13 protein-coding genes, 1 other RNA gene and 2 pseudogenes are annotated in these 17508 nt (G+C 59.1%); 11 read left to right on the top strand and 5 right to left on the bottom strand.

Annotated features, from left to right (window positions below):
- Positions 1-2: 2 nt before the first annotated feature.
- A pseudogene (gene recN / locus JFV26_RS17750) lies at positions 3-1674 on the top strand (DNA repair protein RecN).
- Between the two features lie 75 nt (positions 1675-1749).
- On the opposite strand, the gene fur reads toward recN, so the two are convergent.
- Complete coding sequence (fur, locus tag JFV26_RS17745) at positions 1750-2154, bottom strand: ferric iron uptake transcriptional regulator (protein ID WP_003197684.1); 405 nt, start codon at positions 2152-2154, stop codon at positions 1750-1752.
- A gap of 97 nt (positions 2155-2251) precedes the next feature.
- Here fur and JFV26_RS17740 point away from each other — a divergent pair.
- Positions 2252-2778, top strand: a pseudogene (locus JFV26_RS17740) (outer membrane protein assembly factor BamE).
- A 60-nt stretch (positions 2779-2838) separates the two neighbouring features.
- On the opposite strand, the gene JFV26_RS17735 reads toward JFV26_RS17740, so the two are convergent.
- The 3 genes from JFV26_RS17735 to JFV26_RS17725 are packed head-to-tail and all read right to left on the bottom strand — an operon-like array spanning position 2839 to position 4991.
- Complete coding sequence (locus JFV26_RS17735) at positions 2839-3153, bottom strand: RnfH family protein (RefSeq protein ID WP_201194327.1); 315 nt, start codon at positions 3151-3153, stop codon at positions 2839-2841.
- Complete coding sequence (locus JFV26_RS17730) at positions 3146-3580, bottom strand: type II toxin-antitoxin system RatA family toxin (protein ID WP_201194326.1); 435 nt, start codon at positions 3578-3580, stop codon at positions 3146-3148. The genes JFV26_RS17735 and JFV26_RS17730 overlap by 8 nt, the downstream gene beginning before the upstream one ends.
- Positions 3581-3587: 7 nt before the next feature.
- A complete protein-coding gene (locus JFV26_RS17725; protein ID WP_201194325.1) occupies positions 3588-4991 on the bottom strand; it encodes a sodium-dependent transporter in 1404 nt (467 codons plus the stop codon).
- Positions 4992-5109: 118 nt separating this feature from the next.
- Here JFV26_RS17725 and smpB point away from each other — a divergent pair, with 118 nt between their 5' ends.
- Positions 5110-5592 carry an SsrA-binding protein SmpB gene (smpB, locus tag JFV26_RS17720; protein WP_008149046.1) on the top strand — a complete coding sequence of 161 codons (483 nt, stop codon included), beginning with the start codon at positions 5110-5112 and terminating at the stop codon, positions 5590-5592.
- Positions 5593-6683: 1091 nt separating this feature from the next.
- Here the strand turns inward: smpB and JFV26_RS17715 are convergent.
- Positions 6684-7451, bottom strand: a complete 768-nt coding sequence (locus JFV26_RS17715; RefSeq protein ID WP_201194323.1) for a GntR family transcriptional regulator — start codon at positions 7449-7451, stop codon at positions 6684-6686.
- Between the two features lie 261 nt (positions 7452-7712).
- Here JFV26_RS17715 and JFV26_RS17710 point away from each other — a divergent pair, with 261 nt between their 5' ends.
- The 8 genes from JFV26_RS17710 (at position 7713) to ssrA (ending at position 17094) form a co-directional block, all read left to right on the top strand.
- Positions 7713-9407, top strand: a complete 1695-nt coding sequence (locus JFV26_RS17710; RefSeq protein ID WP_201194322.1) for a lactate permease LctP family transporter — start codon at positions 7713-7715, stop codon at positions 9405-9407.
- Between the two features lie 158 nt (positions 9408-9565).
- Positions 9566-10390, top strand: coding sequence for a (Fe-S)-binding protein (locus JFV26_RS17705; RefSeq protein ID WP_201194321.1), 825 nt, complete (start codon positions 9566-9568; stop codon positions 10388-10390).
- Entirely contained in the window at positions 10387-11841 is a 1455-nt protein-coding gene (locus JFV26_RS17700) for a LutB/LldF family L-lactate oxidation iron-sulfur protein (RefSeq protein WP_201194320.1), read from the top strand. Before JFV26_RS17705 ends, JFV26_RS17700 begins: the two co-directional genes overlap by 4 nt.
- Positions 11841-12512: a LutC/YkgG family protein gene (locus tag JFV26_RS17695; RefSeq protein WP_201194319.1), complete on the top strand. Its 672-nt coding sequence runs from the start codon at positions 11841-11843 to the stop codon at positions 12510-12512. Before JFV26_RS17700 ends, JFV26_RS17695 begins: the two co-directional genes overlap by 1 nt.
- Positions 12509-15319 carry an FAD-binding and (Fe-S)-binding domain-containing protein gene (locus tag JFV26_RS17690; RefSeq protein ID WP_201194318.1) on the top strand — a complete coding sequence of 937 codons (2811 nt, stop codon included), beginning with the start codon at positions 12509-12511 and terminating at the stop codon, positions 15317-15319. The genes JFV26_RS17695 and JFV26_RS17690 overlap by 4 nt, the downstream gene beginning before the upstream one ends.
- A 130-nt stretch (positions 15320-15449) precedes the next feature.
- Positions 15450-15722 carry a hypothetical protein gene (locus JFV26_RS17685; protein WP_201194316.1) on the top strand — a complete coding sequence of 91 codons (273 nt, stop codon included), beginning with the start codon at positions 15450-15452 and terminating at the stop codon, positions 15720-15722.
- Between the two features lie 607 nt (positions 15723-16329).
- Positions 16330-16581, top strand: coding sequence for a hypothetical protein (locus JFV26_RS17680; protein ID WP_201194315.1), 252 nt, complete (start codon positions 16330-16332; stop codon positions 16579-16581).
- A 115-nt stretch (positions 16582-16696) separates the two neighbouring features.
- Positions 16697-17094, top strand: a transfer-messenger RNA (tmRNA) gene (ssrA, locus tag JFV26_RS17675).
- Positions 17095-17508: the final 414 nt, after the last annotated feature.

Genomic DNA, 17508 nt, shown 5'->3' with positions numbered 1-17508 from the left:
TTATGCTGGTGCACCTGTCCGTACACAACTACGCCATCGTCGAACATCTCGATCTCGAACTTGATCGCGGGATGAGCGTGATCACAGGGGAAACCGGCGCCGGCAAATCGATCATGCTCGATGCCCTGGGCCTGACCCTGGGCGATCGCGCCGACAGCGGCGTGGTTCGCCCCGGCGCCGACAAGGCCGATATCCTCGCAACTTTCGACCTGATCGACATCCCCGAAGCCAGTGCCTGGCTTGCCGAGCGCGACCTGGAAAGCGACGGCCCGTGCATCCTGCGCCGGGTGATTACGGCTGAAGGTCGTTCACGCGGCTATATCAACGGCACGCCCTGCCCTCTCGGCGATCTCAAGGCCCTGGGCGAGTTGCTGATCGATATCCACAGCCAGCACGAACACCAATCCCTGCTCAAGACCGACACCCACCGCCGCTTGCTCGACGAATACGCCGGCGCCACCGACCTGGCTCGCCAGGTTCAGCTGGCCGCCCAGCGCTGGCGCCAGACCCGCCAGGAACTGGACCGCCTGTCCAACTCCGGCGACGAGCAGCGCGCCCGCCATCAATTGCTGAGCTATCAGCTCGAAGAGCTGGAAAACCTCGGCCTCGGCGAAAACGAGCTGGAGCAGCTTGAGCAGGAACACAAGAACCTGACCAATGCCGAAACCTTGCTGGGCATCTGCCGACAAGTAGTCGAGCAATGCAGCGAAAGTGATTCCGGCAATGTGCTGAACGCCCTGACCGCCAGCCTCAACCGCTTGTCGAGCGTGAACAACTCGATCGGCGCCCTGGGCGAAGCCAGCAGCCTGCTGACCAGCGCCCAGATCCAGGTAGAAGAAGCGGTCGGCGAACTCAACCGCTTCCTCGACAACTTCGACGCCGACCCGGCGCGCCTTCAGTACTTGGAAGAACGCCTCGATGCGATCTACACCCTGGCGCGCAAACACCGCATCCAGCCGACCGAAGTCGCCGAGATGCAGCAAAAGCTGCTGGATGAAATCGAAACCCTGAATGCCAACGACGAATCCATCGAACGCCTGAGCGATGAACTGGCGTCCTACGCCCGTCATTATCAAGAGAAGGCGCGCGACTTGAGCGACCTGCGCCACCAAGCCGCTGGCAACCTGGCCAGCGCCGTGGAGCAGGAAATCCAGCGCCTGGGCATGCCTGGCGGGCGCTTCACCATCGAGCTGCGCCCCAACAGCAGCAACGAATTGTTGCCCAACGGGCTCGAGCAGGTCGAGCTGCTGGTCAGTGCCAACCCGGGCAACCGATGAAAGCCCTGGCAAAAGTAGCCTCGGGCGGCGAGCTGTCACGGATCAGCCTGGCCATCCAGGTCATCACCGCACAGACCTCCCGGTTCCGACCCTGGTGTTCGACGAAGTGGACGTGGGCATCGGCGGCCCGACTGCCGAGATCGTCGGCCAGTTGCTACGCCGGCTCGGGGAGCGCGGGCAGGTGCTGACGGTCACGCACTTGCCGCAAGTGGCGGCGCAAGGTCACCAGCATCTATTCGTGCACAAGGTGCGCGGTGAGGATGCCACCCATACGGCGGTGTCCAAGCTGAGCAAGAACCATCGCGTCGAAGAAGTCGCACGCATGCTGGGGGGCATCGATCTCACGAAAGAATCCCTGGCTCACGCGAAAAAAATGGTCATCACTGCAAAGATTTAAGATCGGCAGAAAGCACGAAGGCGACCCTGGGGTCGCCTTCGCTCGTTTCGCGAACATCATGTTCGCGCGACATGCTTACTTTTTCTTGCGTACGTACAGCACGAGATTGTGATCCACCATCTCGAAACCATATTTATCGACGATCGCCTTCTGAAGACGCTCGATTTCTTCGTCGAAGAATTCGATCACTTCACTGGTTTCGACGTTGACCATATGGTCGTGATGCTTGCCGTCGTCCAGTTCGAAGACGGCATGACCGCCGTCGAAGTTGTGTCGCACCACAAGCCCAGCTGCCTCGAACTGAGTCAGTACACGGTAAACCGTGGCCAGACCGACGTCCTCACCAGCCTCCATCAGCGCCTTGTAAACATCCTCGGCGCTCATGTGGCGTTGCTCGGCAGAGTCGAGCATTTGCAGAATTTTGACCCGTGGCAGGGTCACTTTGAGGCCGGCTTTGCGTAGTTCGCTATTTTCAACCATGGTCAGCTTTCTCGCGATGCTGCTTCGCAGCTTCTCTTAATGCGGGTATGATCGGCGTTTACGTTGTCCCAGCCAAGATAGTGGAAGTCGCCCACCGATGCAAAACACCAAGCTCTTGCTAACCAGTTTCACCTTCGTGGGACTGCTCGCACTCGCCGGTTGTTCATTCCCGGGGTTTACAAAATCGACATCCAGCAGGGCAATGTCGTCACGCAGGACATGATAGACCAGTTACGCCCGGGAATGACCCGCCGGCAAGTACGGTTTATCATGGGTAACCCTCTGCTGACTGACACGTTCCATGCCGATCGCTGGGATTACCTGTATAGCCTGCAACCGGGTGGTGGTGATCGCCAACAGGAACGCATAAGCGTTGTCTTTAACCCTAATGACCAACTCGTCAGCCTGTCCGGCGATTTCATGCCTGGCGTGAGCCGCGACGAAGCCATTCTCGGCAAGGACACCGGCACTCCTGTGACCGCTCCTGCAGAAAACACCGAGAAGCCAAAACCGGAAAAACCGGTGAAACCAGGTTCGTTGCTGGACCAGATCCAGAAGGACGTCGACGGTGTACAAACCGTTCCAGTCCCGACGCCAACACCGCTGGAAACCACGCCGCAATAATTTGCGACGCAATAAAAAACCCGGCATGTCCGGGTTTTTTATTGCCTGGCATTTATTGAATCACTGGTTTCGCGCCTTCGCCTCGGCCGCCTTGGCGGCGCGCAAGCGGCGCACCTCTTTAGGGTCGGCGAGCAACGAACGGTAAATCTCGATGCGATCGCCTGCCTTAACCACACGAGTATCGGGATCAGCGATCACCTTGCCGAAGATCCCGACCGGACAATCGGCCAGATCCAGCTCAGGAAACTCGCCACCCACGCCAGATTCGAGCAGAGCAGCCCGAACCGTAGCGCCCGCGGGCACGGCCACCGTCAGCAACACCTGACGATCAACGGCGGCATACACCACCTCAACCTCGATCACCAACTCAACCATGGATCTGCTTGGCGCGCTGGCAAAACGCATCGACCAGCGTGTTCGCTGCCTGATTGAACAAAGGCCCCAGCGTTGCGCGCACGATTGGCCCGGCGTAGTCGAACGACAGGTCCAGGCTGATCTTGCAGGCCTTCTCACCCAGCGGCTTGAACACCCAGACACCATGCAACTGGTTGAACGGACCTTCCTCCAGATTCATCTCGATTGATTGCCCGGGCACCAGCGTATTGCGGGTCACGAAATGCTGACTCAGGCCGCCCTTGGCCACGCCGACACTGGCGCGCATGTGCTCAGGGGAGCTTTCCAGCACTTCGGCAGCCGAGCACCACGGCAGGAATTCCGGATAACGCGCCACGTCGTTAACCAGGTCATAAAGGGCTTGCGCCGGATACGGCAGCAGGGCCGAGCGTTGAATATGGGTCGTCATGTCAGCGTCACTTCCACAGCTGTGCGGCAAACACTACAAGAATGCCGATGGGCGCCACATAGCGCATCAAGAACAGGGACAGGGCAAATAGAACCGGGCGGCGAATCGACAACTCGTCGCGCACCGCTTCACGCCCCATGATCCAGCCTGCAAACACCACGAAACACAAACCGCCGAGAGGCAGCATGATCCGCGAGGTGAAGAAATCGATCACACCAAAGAAGTCCAGACCACCGACCGCCCCCCATTGGTAGAGATGGAACATCCCGCCTTCGCTCACGAAAAACTTGGCTTGCTTCCAGATATTGAAGGAAAACACCGTACCCAGACCGACGAACCAGCAGGTAAAGGCCAGCCAGAACGTCACCCAGGCGCGGCTGATTTTCGTGCGTTCAACCAGGTAAGCCACCATCGGTTCGAGCAATGAAATCGCCGAACTCCAGGCCGCAACCGCCACCAGTACGAAGAACACTACGCCCATCAACTGGCCGAACGCTACGTTACCGAAGGCAAAGGGCAGGCTGACGAACATCAGCCCAGGGCCTTCGCTCGGGTTCAGGCCGGCTGCGAACACAATCGGAAACAATGCCAGTCCGGCGACCAGCGAAACGAAGGTATCGAGCAGCGCCACGCCGACCACGGTGCCGGAAAGCGATGAGCCCTTCGGCATATAGGCGCCGTAGATCATGATCGAACCGACGCCCACGCTCAGAGAAAAGAAGGCGTGCCCCATGGCGGGCAGCAAGCCGTCGAGGACTTTTTCCGGGTGGAAGTCGAACATGAAATGCACGCCCTCCATGAAATGGCCGGTGGTCATGCTGTAACCCAGCAGCACCAGAATCATCACGAACAGCAGCGGCATCATGATGCGAAGGCTGCGTTCAAGCCCGGCGACCACGCCTTTGGCGATCACCACGGCGGACAGCAGCATAAACATCGTGTGCCAAAGTGTCAGGCGCCATGGATCAGCGATCACATTGCCGAAATAAGCACCGACCTGATCCGACGTTACCCCCTGGAAGTCACCACGGCCCATGTCGATGATGTAGTCCAGCGACCAGCCGCCGACCACACTATAGAAAGACAGGATCAGCAACGCCGTGATCATCCCGGCGAATGCGCCCCAGGACCACTTGCCCGAATGCCCCGCCTCTATCGCCAACACCTTCAAGGCGTTGGCCGGGCTTTGACGGGCGCGGCGGCCGATCAGGGTTTCAGCGAGCATGACCGGCACGCCGATCAGCGCGATGCAGACCAAAAACATGAGAACGAAGGCGCCGCCGCCATAGACGCCAACCATGTACGGGAATTTCCAGATGCTACCCAGCCCCACGGCCGAACCGGTCGCGGCGAGTATGAAGACCCAGCGGCTAGCCCAACTGCCGTGGACAGAAACCTTGTCTGTCGACATCGTTACCACGTCCAAGCGTTCAAAAAAGAGGCCGCATTGTCCGGGATTCAATCAACCTGCTCAAGCACGTAGCGATACCGTAGCCGACTCGCGTGCAACTCCCTATAATGCCGCCCCTATGGCTAAACAGAAGAAACACCCAACAGGGACCATCGCGCAGAATAAAAAGGCGCGACACGATTACTTCATCGAACACAAGTTCGAGGCTGGTCTGGTCCTGGCCGGCTGGGAAGTAAAAAGTCTGCGGGCAAGCAAGCTACAACTGGTTGACAGTTATGTACTGCTCAAGGATGGCGAAGCCTGGCTGCTCGGCAGCCACATCACGCCGCTGATGACCGCCAGCACCCACGTTATCGCTGATCCGACCCGCACCCGAAAATTGCTGCTCAACCGCCGCGAGCTGGAAAAGCTGGCCACGGCAGTGCAGCAAAAAGGCTACGCCTGCGTCTGCCTGTCCTGGTACTGGAGCAAGCACATGGTCAAGTGCGAGATCGCTCTGGGCAAGGGCAAGAAGGAATACGACAAGCGTGATACCGAACGCGAACGCGACGCCGGTCGCGAGTTGCAGCGTGCGGTGCGGAACAAGGGCAAGGAAGATTAATCTTTTGGTCTGAATTTTGTGGTGCTCGCGAAAAGATCGCAGCCTGCGGCAGCTCCTACGGATTTGTGTTCGCCTGATAAATCGGGTTGGAACGCGATCACTGTAGGAGCTGCCGCAGGCTGCGATCTTTTGCGTTTGAACGCGATCACATCCCCTTGCGCCTCTCCGCCCGAGCCATTCGCTGCACTTCCTGCACCTGCAAAATGTACGGAACAAGGGCAAGGAAGATTAATCTTTCGGTCTGAATTTTGTGGTGCTCGCGAAAAGATCGCAGCCTGCGGCAGCTCCTACGGATTTGTGTTCGCCTGATAAATCGGGTTGAAACGCGATCACTGTAGGAGCTGCCGCAGGCTGCGATCTTTTGCGTTTGAACGTGATCACATCCCCTTGCGCCTCTCCGCCCGAGCCATGCGCTGCACTTCCTGCACCTGCAAAATGTACGGAACAAGGGCAAGGAAGATTAATCTTTTGGTCTGAATTTTGTGGTGCTCGCGAAAAGATCGCAGCCTTCGGCAGCTCCTACGGATTTGTGTTCGCCTGATAAATCGGGTTGGAACGCGATCACTGTAGGAGCTGCCGCAGGCTGCGATCTTTTGCGTTTGAACGCGATCACGTCCCCTTGCGCCGCGCCGCCCGAGCCATGCACTGCACTTCCTCCAGCACTTCCTGCACCTGCAAAATGTACGGAACAAGGGCAAGGAAGATTAATCTTTTGGTCTGAATTTTGTGGTGCTCGCGAAAAGATCGCAGCCTTCGGCAGCTCCTACGGTTTTGTGTTCGCCTGATAAATCGGGCTGGAACGCGATCACTGTAGGAGCTGCCGCAGGCTGCGATCTTTTGCGTTTGAACGCGATCACGTCCCCTTGCGCCGCTCCGCCCGAGCCATTCGCTGCACTTCCTGCACCTGCACCTGCAAAATGTACGGAACAAGGGCAAGGAAGATTAATCTTTTGGTCTGAATTTTGTGGTGCTCGCGAAAAGATCGCAGCCTGCGGCAGCTCCTACGGATTGGTGTTCGCCTGATAAATCGGGTTGAAACGCGATCCCTGTAGGAGCTGCCGCAGGCTGCGATCTTTTGCGTTTGAACGTGATCATATCCCCTTGCGCCTCTCCGCCCGAGCCATTCGCTGCACTTCCTGACGCACTTCCTCCAACACTTCCTGCACATACAAAATATGCCGGCTGGAGACTTCCCGCGCCTGCTCTGCACGCCCCTCAAGAATCGCCAGGTACAGCTCCCGGTGCTGACTGATCAGCATGTCGCGCGTCTCGGTGCGTTGCTTGTACATGCCGCCAATGTTGGTCACCACGTTGAGCTTGAGCAAATCGAACAGCCCGCGAATGGTGTGCAGCAACACCGCGTTGTGACTGGCTTCGGCGATCGCCAGGTGGAACTTTGCATCCGCCGCGCCCTCCTGCTCCCGACTCACTTCATCGTGGCGCGTGTAGCAATCCTGTAATTCGTCGAATGCCGCGGTCAGCCGTTCGCGATCCACATCGGTGGCGCGCAATGCCGCGTAATAAGCACAGGACGCTTCAAGGGTATGGCGAAACTCCAGCAGATCGCGCTGCGCCTCAGGGTTGCTTTCCAGCAGATGCAGCAACGGATCGCTGAAGGTCGAGCCCAGGGAATCCACCACATAATTGCCGCCGCCCTGGCGACTGACCAGCAAGCCCTTGGCTGCCAGTTTCTGAATCGCTTCGCGCAACGAAGGGCGGGACACACCGAACTGCTCGGCCAACGCACGTTCCGCCGGCAAGCGCTCACCGGACTTCAGCGTGCCCTCGAGAATCATCCCCTCGAGCCGCTCGACAATATCGTCAGACAAACGGCGCTGACGAATTTGATCAAACCCCATAACTGATTTCTCCACGATCCCGGCAGCTCGCCGGGCTCTCTATTCTGGCCTATCGGCGCTGTCACGACACCTGCCAGACGACGCTTGAGCGAACAGATCAGATGCGTTCTGCCGCGCTTATTCGACAAAAGTTTCAGGGCGGCAAATTGACACACCCCCTACAAGGCTTTTACCCTAGCCAACAGCGATTGTAAATTGGTATTACCAATTAACCAAGAACGCTGACAGTGCCTGACCAACAACAATTAGGGGCCACCCCATATGCAAACCTGGCAACAGCTCTACAGCCCGCTCGGCAGTCTCGGCGTGTCCGCGCTCGCGGCCGTTATCCCCATCGTATTTTTCTTCCTGGCCCTGGCCGTGTTTCGCCTTAAAGGACACGTGGCCGGCAGCATCACCCTGGCCTTATCCATTGCCGTCGCGATCTTCGCCTTCCAGATGCCGGTCGATATGGCCTTCGCCGCTGCCGGGTATGGCTTTGCCTACGGCCTGTGGCCGATTGCCTGGATCATCGTCGCGGCAGTGTTCCTCTACAAACTGACGGTCAAGAGCGGCCAGTTCGAAGTCATCCGCAGCTCGGTGCTGTCGATCACCGACGACCAACGCCTGCAAGTGCTGCTGATCGGCTTCTGCTTCGGTGCGTTCCTGGAAGGTGCCGCCGGTTTCGGCGCGCCGGTTGCGATTACCGCCGCGCTGCTGGTAGGACTGGGCTTCAACCCGCTGTACGCCGCGGGCCTGTGCCTGATCGCCAACACCGCGCCAGTGGCATTCGGCGCCCTGGGGATTCCAATCATCGTCGCCGGGCAAGTGACCGGCATCGACTCGTTCAAGATCGGCGCCATGGCTGGCCGCCAACTGCCGCTGCTGTCACTGTTCGTGCCGTTCTGGCTGGTATTCATGATGGACGGCCTGCGCGGCGTCCGGGAAACCTGGCCGGCCGCGCTGGTAGCAGGCTTGAGCTTTGCCATCACCCAGTTCTTCACCTCGAACTTCATCGGCCCGGAACTGCCGGACATCACCTCGGCCCTGGTCAGCCTGGTTTCCCTGACCCTGTTCCTGAAAGTCTGGCAGCCAAAACGCGCCGCCGGCCAACACATCGCCGGCGCCGTCTCGGCTTCCGTGGTCACCGCCAGCGTCGGCGGTTTCGGCCAGAAGCGCACCACCGTGGCTTCGCCCTACAGCCTGCTGGAAATTTTCAAGGCCTGGTCGCCGTTCCTGATCCTCACCGTGCTGGTCACCATCTGGACCCTGAAACCGTTCAAGGCGATGTTTGCCGCGGGCGGCTCGATGTACAGCTGGGTCTTCAACTTCGCCATCCCGCACCTGGATCAATTGGTGATCAAGGTCGCGCCGATCGTGACCGCCCCGACCGCTATCCCGGCGGTGTTCAAACTTGATCCGGTTTCCGCCACCGGCACGGCGATTTTCTTCTCGGCACTGATCTCGATGCTGGTGCTGAAGATCAACTTTAAAATTGGTCTTACCACTTTAAAAGAAACCTTCTACGAACTGCGCTGGCCGATTCTGTCCATCGGCATGGTGCTGGCATTCGCCTTCGTCACCAACTACTCGGGCATGTCATCGACCATGGCCCTGGTGCTGGCGGCGACCGGCGCGGCGTTCCCGTTCTTCTCGCCATTCCTCGGCTGGCTGGGCGTGTTCCTGACCGGCTCCGATACCTCGTCCAACGCACTGTTCAGCTCCTTGCAAGCAACCACCGCACACCAGATCGGCGTCAGCGATGTGTTGCTGGTCGCGGCGAACACCAGCGGCGGCGTGACCGGCAAGATGATCTCGCCGCAATCGATCGCCGTGGCCTGCGCCGCGACCGGGCTGGTGGGCAAGGAATCGGACCTGTTCCGCTTCACCCTCAAGCACAGCCTGTTCTTTGCAACGATCGTCGGGCTGATCACCTACGTCCAGGCCTACTGGCTCACCGGCATGCTGGTGCACTAAGGACCACAGGCAGCGACCTAAGCAAATCCGAAAAAACCGACGCTGGATCACGATTCCGGCGTCAGCTATTCACCACCCGCTCTGTAAGGCTGCTGAAAGCTTCCGGCTCTATATTCAGCAGCCTCAACGGACGGATAACCGGCCGAGAGACACGCCTGATGAGCGAGCTTTTTTACAACGCCGTGCCGAACGCGACCCGCGTCGCCCCGCCACTGCCCACGCCTCGGCAATACCCCAGCGAGAAGCCTTCACGGGTGTACCTGTTCGGGACCTGCGTGGTGGACTTGTTCTACCCCGAAGCCGGGATGGACGCGATCCACCTGCTGGAACGCGAAGGCATTCGTGTCGAGTACCCGCAAGAGCAAAGCTGCTGCGGACAACCGGCCTACACCTCGGGTTACACCGAGCAGGCCCGGACCGTGGCGCGCTCGCAACTGGCGCTGTTTGCCGGGGATTATCCGGTGGTGGTGCCGTCGGGTTCTTGCGCGGGCATGTTGCGCGAACACTACGCCGACTTGTTCAAGGACGAGCCGGACACGTTGCAACAGGTCCAGGCCCTGGCGGCCCGGACCTACGAGTTGGCCGAGTTCCTGCTGTTTGTCTGCAAGGTGCAGTTCAAGGACAGCGGCGCACCGGTGAAAGTGGCGCTGCACACCTCGTGCTCGGCACGCCGGGAGATGAACACCCACCTGCACGGCCGTGAGTTGTTGGCGCAGCTGGGCAATGTGGAACGGGTCGATCACAGCCACGAAAGTGAATGCTGTGGCTTTGGCGGGACTTTCAGCGTCCGTATGCCAGACATTTGCGGCGCGATGGTGGCTGACAAGACCCGCTCGTTGAAGGAGTCCGGCGCGCACCAGGTACTGAGTGCCGATTGCGGCTGTTTGATGAACATCAACGGCTCGCTGGAGAAACAGCAGCAAGCGTTGCGCGGCCAACACCTGGCCAGCTTCCTTTGGCAGCGAACCGGAGGTGTTCAATGAACGCTTCGGTGATTATTCCCACGGTTACCGTGGAAGAAGACTTTCGGACCCGGGCTCACGAGGCGTTGGCTGACACACAACTGCGAAACAACTTTCGCAGTGCGATGGATTCACTGATGGCAAAACGGGCAGCGTCCTTCAGCGATGCCCATGAAAGAGAACATTTGCGAGCGCTGGGCAATGCGGTCCGCGCCCGTGCGTTATCCAAGCTGCCCGACCTGCTCGAGCAGCTTGAACAGAACCTGACCCGCAACGGTGTGACAGTGCACTGGGCGGAAACGGTGGACGAGGCCAATGGCATCGTCCTCTCGATCATCCGCGCTCACGAGGGGCGGCAAGTGATCAAGGGCAAATCGATGGTCAGCGAAGAAATGGAGATGAATCATTTCCTCGCTGAACAGGGCATTGAATGCCTGGAATCGGACATGGGCGAGTACATCGTCCAGCTCGACCACGAGAAGCCTTCACACATTATTATGCCGGCGATCCACAAGAATGCCGGTCAGGTCGCGTCCTTGTTCCACGACAAACTTGGCGTGGAATACACCAAGGACGTTGACCAACTCATTCAGATCGGTCGCAAGGTCTTGCGGCAGAAATTCTTCGAGGCGGACATAGGCGTTTCCGGCGTCAACTTCGCCGTGGCCGAAACCGGCACCCTGCTGCTGGTGGAAAACGAAGGCAACGGCCGCATGACCACCACAGTGCCGCCGGTGCACATTGCCGTGACCGGGATCGAAAAAGTCGTTGAAAACCTGCGGGACGTGGTACCGCTGCTGTCGCTGCTGACCCGTTCGGCCCTTGGCCAACCCATCACCACCTACGTCAACATGATCTCCGGCCCGCGCCAGGAACATGAGCTCGACGGCCCGCAGCAAGTGCACCTGGTATTGCTCGACAACGGTCGCAGCCAGGCCTTTGCCGACAGCGAATTGCGCCAGACCCTGAACTGCATCCGCTGCGGCGCCTGCATGAATCATTGCCCGGTCTACACCCGAATCGGCGGCCACGCCTATGGCGAGGTTTACCCTGGGCCTATCGGCAAAATCATCACCCCGCACCTGGTCGGCCTGGCGAAAGTCCCGGACCACCCAAGTGCGTCGTCGCTGTGCGGTGCCTGCGGTGAAGTCTGCCCGGTAAAAATCCCGATCCCCGCCCTGCTGCGGCGCCTGCGCGAAGAGAACGTCAAGGCCCCGGACAGCCCGCATCAGGTGATGCGCGGCCAGGGCAGCAAGTACTCGCGCAAGGAACGCTTTATCTGGAACGCCTGGGCCCGGCTCAACAGCTCGCCGACGCTGTATCGCCTGTTCGGCTTCTTTGCCACGCGCCTGCGCGCCCTCGCACCGCGTCATCTAGGTCCGTGGACGCAAAACCACAGCGCGCCAAAACCCGCTGCCCGCTCGCTGCATGACATGGCCCGCGAGCATCTGGCCAAACTGGGAGATCGTTGATGAGCGCCAAGCAAAACATCCTCGCCAAATTGCGGAACAGCCTGACCGGCACTACGCCGGTGCCTGACGAATTCGACGTCGAACTGGTGACTGCGCCCTACACCTACACGCCTGAACAACGGATCCCGCAACTGCGCAAACTGATGGAAGCGGTACACACCGAAATCCATCTGACTACGGGCGAAGATTGGCCCGAGCTATTGGCACAACTGCTGCAGGATCGTCAGTTGCCGAGCCTGCTGATCGCACCGACCACTCCTCACGGTCAACGGGTCACTCGGCACTGGTCGAACAATCCCGACCTGCCAACGCTCAAATCCTACGACCGCCCGGTAGAGGAATGGAAAGCCGAACTGTTTAACGACACCCCGGCCAGCCTCACGACCACCCTCGGCGCAATCGCCGCGACCGGTAGCCTGATTCTCTGGCCGACGCGGGAAGAACCGCGTTTGATGAGCCTGGTGCCGCCAGTGCATTTCGCCCTGCTCAAGGCCAGCGAAATCCGCGACAACTTCTATCAAGTGCAGCAGGAGTTCGAGTGGGCCCAAGGCATGCCGACCAACGCCTTGCTGGTGTCCGGCCCGTCGAAAACCGCCGACATCGAGCAAGTGCTAGCCTACGGCGCCCACGGTCCGAAAGACCTGGTGGTATTGATCCTGGAGGACCAATGACACTACCGACTGCTTTCCTGCGTGATGCGCAGCAACTGATCCCTCAAGACCGACGTTTCGACGACCCGCTGTCGACCTTGGCCTTCGGTACCGACGCCAGTTTCTACCGGTTGACGCCCAAACTGGTGATCCGCGTCGAGTCCGAAGACGAAGTGGTTGCCTTGCTGAAACTGGCGCAACGGGATCAGGTCCCGGTGACCTTTCGGGCGGCCGGCACCAGCCTGTCCGGGCAAGCTATCAGCGATTCCGTGCTGATCGTGCTGGGGGAGAACTGGAACGGTCGTGAGATTCGTGGCCAAGGCACGCAAATCCGCCTGCAACCCGGCGTAATCGGCGCGCAGGCTAACGCGTGGCTGGCGCCATTCGGACGCAAGATCGGTCCGGACCCGGCCTCGATCAATGCCTGCAAGATCGGCGGCATCGTCGCCAACAATGCCAGCGGCATGTGCTGCGGCACGGCGCAAAATACCTATCACACCCTGGCGGGCATTCGCCTGGTGCTGGCCGATGGCAGCCGTCTCGACACCGAAGATGCAGCCAGTGTGGCGGCGTTTCGTCAGAGCCACGGCGAACTGCTGGAGCGTCTGGCGACACTGGGCCGCGAGACCCGGGCCAATGCCGAACTGGCGGCAAAAATCCGCCACAAATACCGTCTGAAAAACACCACCGGCCTGTCGCTCAACGCCCTGGTGGATTTCGACGAGCCTGTGGATATCTTGAGCCACTTGCTGGTGGGCTCCGAAGGTACGCTCGGCTTCATCAGCGCGGTGACCTACGACACGGTCATCGACCACCCGAACAAGGCCTCGGCGCTGATCGTGTTCCCGGACGTGGAAACCTGCTGCAACGCCGTTACCGTACTGAAAAGCCAAGCGGTGTCCGCCGTGGAACTGCTGGACCGTCGCAGCCTGCGCTCGGTGCAGGACAAACCCGGCATGCCGGATTTCGTACAGCAGCTGTCGAACAATGCCTGCGCCCTGTTGATCGAATCCCGCGCCGCCTCGTCGACGTTACTGCGCGAACAACTGGCGCAAATCATGGCGTCCCTGACCGCGTTCCCGGTGGAGAAACAAGTCGACTTCACCGAAGACCCGGTGGAAAACGCCCGGCTCTGGGCGATCCGCAAAGACACCTTTCCCGCCGTCGGTGCGGTGCGCAAAACCGGCACCACGGTGATCATCGAAGACGTGACCTTCCCGGTGGAGCAACTGGCCATCGGCGTGAACCGCTTGATCGAGCTGTTCGACAAACATCACTACGACGAAGCGATCCTGTTCGGACACGCGCTGGAAGGCAATCTGCACTTTGTCTTCACCCAGGGCTTCAACAACCCGCAAGAAATCGCACGCTATCAGGCGTTCATGGACGACGTGGCGCAATTGGTCGCCGTGGAGTTCGGTGGCTCGCTGAAGGCTGAGCACGGCACAGGTCGCAACATGGCGCCCTTCGTTGAGCTGGAATGGGGCAGCGATGCCTACCAGTTGATGTGGCAGCTCAAACGCCTGCTCGACCCGAACGGCATTTTGAATCCGGACGTGGTGCTCAGCAACGACCCACAGATCCACCTCAAGCACCTGAAACCGTTGCCCGCCGCCGACGAGATTGTGGATAAGTGCATCGAGTGCGGCTTCTGCGAGCCGGTCTGCCCGTCGAAAGGCCTGACCCTGAGCCCGCGCCAGCGCATCGTGATCTGGCGCGATATTCAGGCGAAGCAACGCGCCGGCGTCGACACCACCGAACTCGAAGCCGCTTACGAATACCAGGGCATCGACACCTGCGCTGCCACGGGGCTGTGTGCACAACGTTGTCCTGTAGGCATCAACACCGGCGAGCTGGTGAAAAAGCTCCGCAGTCGTAAGGCGACACACACGAAAACCGCCAACTGGCTGGAAGGTAACTTCGCCACGGCGCTGCAAGGTGCGCGCTTCACCCTGCACGTGGCCAACGGTGCGCGCATGCTGCTGGGAGCACCACGCCTGGCGAAGCTGTCGGCAACGCTGACGCGGCTGTCCAAGGGCCAGGTCCCGCAATGGACCAACGCCATGCCCCAGCCGGAAAAAGCCATTCGCTTCAGCCCGAGCGTGTCGGACGAACGCCCCCGGGTGGTGTATCTCGCGGCATGTGTTTCGCGGGTCATGGGCCCGGCGGCGGGTGATAAAGAGCAAATGTCGCTGTACGACAAAACCCGTGGGCTGCTGGAAAAGGCCGGCTACCAGGTCGTGTTCCCGGACAACCAGGACCGCCTCTGCTGCGGCCAGCCCTTCGCGTCCAAAGGCTACGCCGAACAAGCCGAACACAAGCGCCAGGAATTGATTGGCGCGCTGCTGCACGCCAGCCGCGGCGGGCTCGATCCGATCTACTGCGACACCAGCCCCTGCACCTTGCGCCTGGTTCAGGACCTGGGCGATGTTCGACTCGACCTGTACGACCCGGTGCGTTTCATTCGTACGCACTTGATCGATCGACTGGATTTCACACCCCAGGAAGCGCCGATTGCGCTGCACGTCACCTGCAGTACGCAACACCTTGGCGAGAGCCAGGCATTGATTGATCTGGCGCGTCAATGCAGCAACAACGTGGTCATCCCTGAAGGCATCCATTGTTGTGGGTTTGCGGGGGACAAGGGGTTTACCACACCGGAACTGAACGCCCATTCACTGCGCACGCTCAAGGACGCGGTGCAACACTGCAGCGAGGGGATTTCCACCAGCCGCACCTGTGAGATCGGCCTGACGCAACACGGTGGCATTGACTACCACGGGCTGGTCTACCTGGTGGATCGGGTGACGCGGGCGCGGGCGAACTAAAGAAAAAATAGAACCCTGACGCGGCGCCGCAGTCCACTGATCAAGTCCCGCACATTCGGGACCGTCCCCACACTCGGCAGCCCGTCCTGATGGCCAGCGATGCCTGGACCCTCAGTTCAAGGAGATACACATGAAACGTTCTGTACTGTTAGGTCTGTTCGTTACTGCCTCGCTGATGGCATCCACCTCGTTTGCCGCCGAAGACCTCTGTGCGGTCAACTTGAAAACCATCGAAAATGCCAAAGCACAGATCTCTCCGGAGATGACTGACCAGGTCATGGACAGCGTCAAGCAAGCCAAGGCCGATCAGGCAAAAGGCACCAAGAAAGGCACTGATGATTGCATCGCCGAGACCACCCAGACGATCCAGGACCTCAAGAACGCGAACAAGGGCGGGAAGTAACCGGAGTACCGGCGAACTGAAGTTCAAATCCCCCGACTCGACCCAATACGCAGCAAACCAAAACCCGCCAGATGCGGGTTTTGTTGCATCCAGGGTTTGGTGCTGCCAACTGCCCGTGTCGCGGTGAAAAAAATCGACACCCTGCCAAATCCGCCGAAGAAGAGAAGCGTTCCCGAAAAAAGCTCACCAGCGGCAAGGGCCAATTGCCCAATACCAATCAGTCAAGAAAATCTCAGGTGACACACACCCCCTGTAGCAGCTGGCGAAGCCTGCGTTCGGCTGCGCAGCAGTCGTCAAATCAGCCCCCGGATCTTTCAGGCAAACCGCGTGTGCAGGATTTACGACTGCTTCGCAGCCGAACGCAGGCTTCGCCAGCTGCTACAGATCGCGTTTAGCTCAACTGATCGGCATTGAGGGCAATTGCCCCGCTTTTTAGTACCTTCGCTCCTATCAAACAGTTTTTTCATACCCTTTGTGAGAAAACCGAATTCCTGCGAAGCTTCGTAGTCTTTTAAGTAGGCCATTTCAATCGTGGCTTGTTTTTCGACCTCGGCCGAGCCGCCCGATCATACGGCAGCACCGAGACCATCAGCACAAGGAGATACCCATGAAACGCACCGCACTCGCTGGTCTGTTCATGTCTGCTGCAATGTTGGCCTCTCCCGTATTTGCTGCGGACAACAACCTGTGTACGAGCAAGCTGCAAGAGCTCGAAGCCAAAGTGAATACGCTGCCAGCGACCACGAACAACTTAAATGAGATCAAAAGACTGCTGGCCAGCGCCCAAGCGTCAGAAGCCGCCAAGGACTACAAAAAGTGCGCCACCGAGGCCAGCCAGGCATTGTCGATGGCAAACTGAGGAATGATCCCAGCCCAAAATCAATCGCGGCCAACCTTCCGGTTGGCCTTCTGAGGCGCATTGGCGTACACTGCACAGGCTTGTTGCTCACTTTGATACACAGGGCAACGGGCACGGGGCCGTTTAGGATTCGACGCCGGTCGCGAAACTTTAGGTGCATGCCGAGTTGGTAACAGAACTCGTAAATCCACTGTTGCAACTACTTATAGTTGCCAATGACGAAACCTACGGCCAGGAATTCTCTCTCGCTGCGTAAGCAGCTTTAGATCCTGAGCTTCTGGTACCTTCGGGTCCAGCAATCACCAGGGGATGTCTGTAAACCCAAAGTGATTGTCATATAGAACAGAATCGCCGTGCAGTACGTTGTGGACGAAGCGGCTAAAACTTACACAACTCGCCCAAAGCACCCTGCCCTTCGGGTCGCTGAGGGTTAACTTAATAGAAACGGCTACGCATGTAGTACCGACAGCGGAGTACTGGCGGACGGGGGTTCAAATCCCCCCGGCTCCACCAAACAAGCTATACAAATCAGGCACTTAGCGTTTATCGCAAGTGCCTTTTTTGTGCCTGAATGGGTGGTTTTGGCTCGGTTATGCCAGCTTAATGACAGCTTTGTAGCTACGGAGGAATGGACTCAATGTTCAATTTGTTGGTCAGAGCCGGCAGATGGAGTGACCGTAGAGACGAGGTCTCAATAGGTCGTATCTACATTACTGCCGAGCAAGAACCCGAATTCAAGTCGGCCGGGGCGCTCAATCTAGAGCGCCTGAAATCGCTCCCTGCGATTTTTGCCGAAGAAACAAATGGCAATGTAGTGGTCAACAAATCCCGGACACGACGTTAAGTTTTTCCTCGGCCAGAAATGACGGTACTCGTAAGGTGTATTGGCCGGACGGAGACGGTGGGCCGAGATGGCTTCGAGAACGA

This window comes from Pseudomonas sp. TH31 (assembly GCF_016650815.1).
In the GTDB taxonomy this organism is placed as follows: domain Bacteria; phylum Pseudomonadota; class Gammaproteobacteria; order Pseudomonadales; family Pseudomonadaceae; genus Aquipseudomonas.
This window is presented reverse-complemented; position numbering and strand designations above follow the sequence as displayed.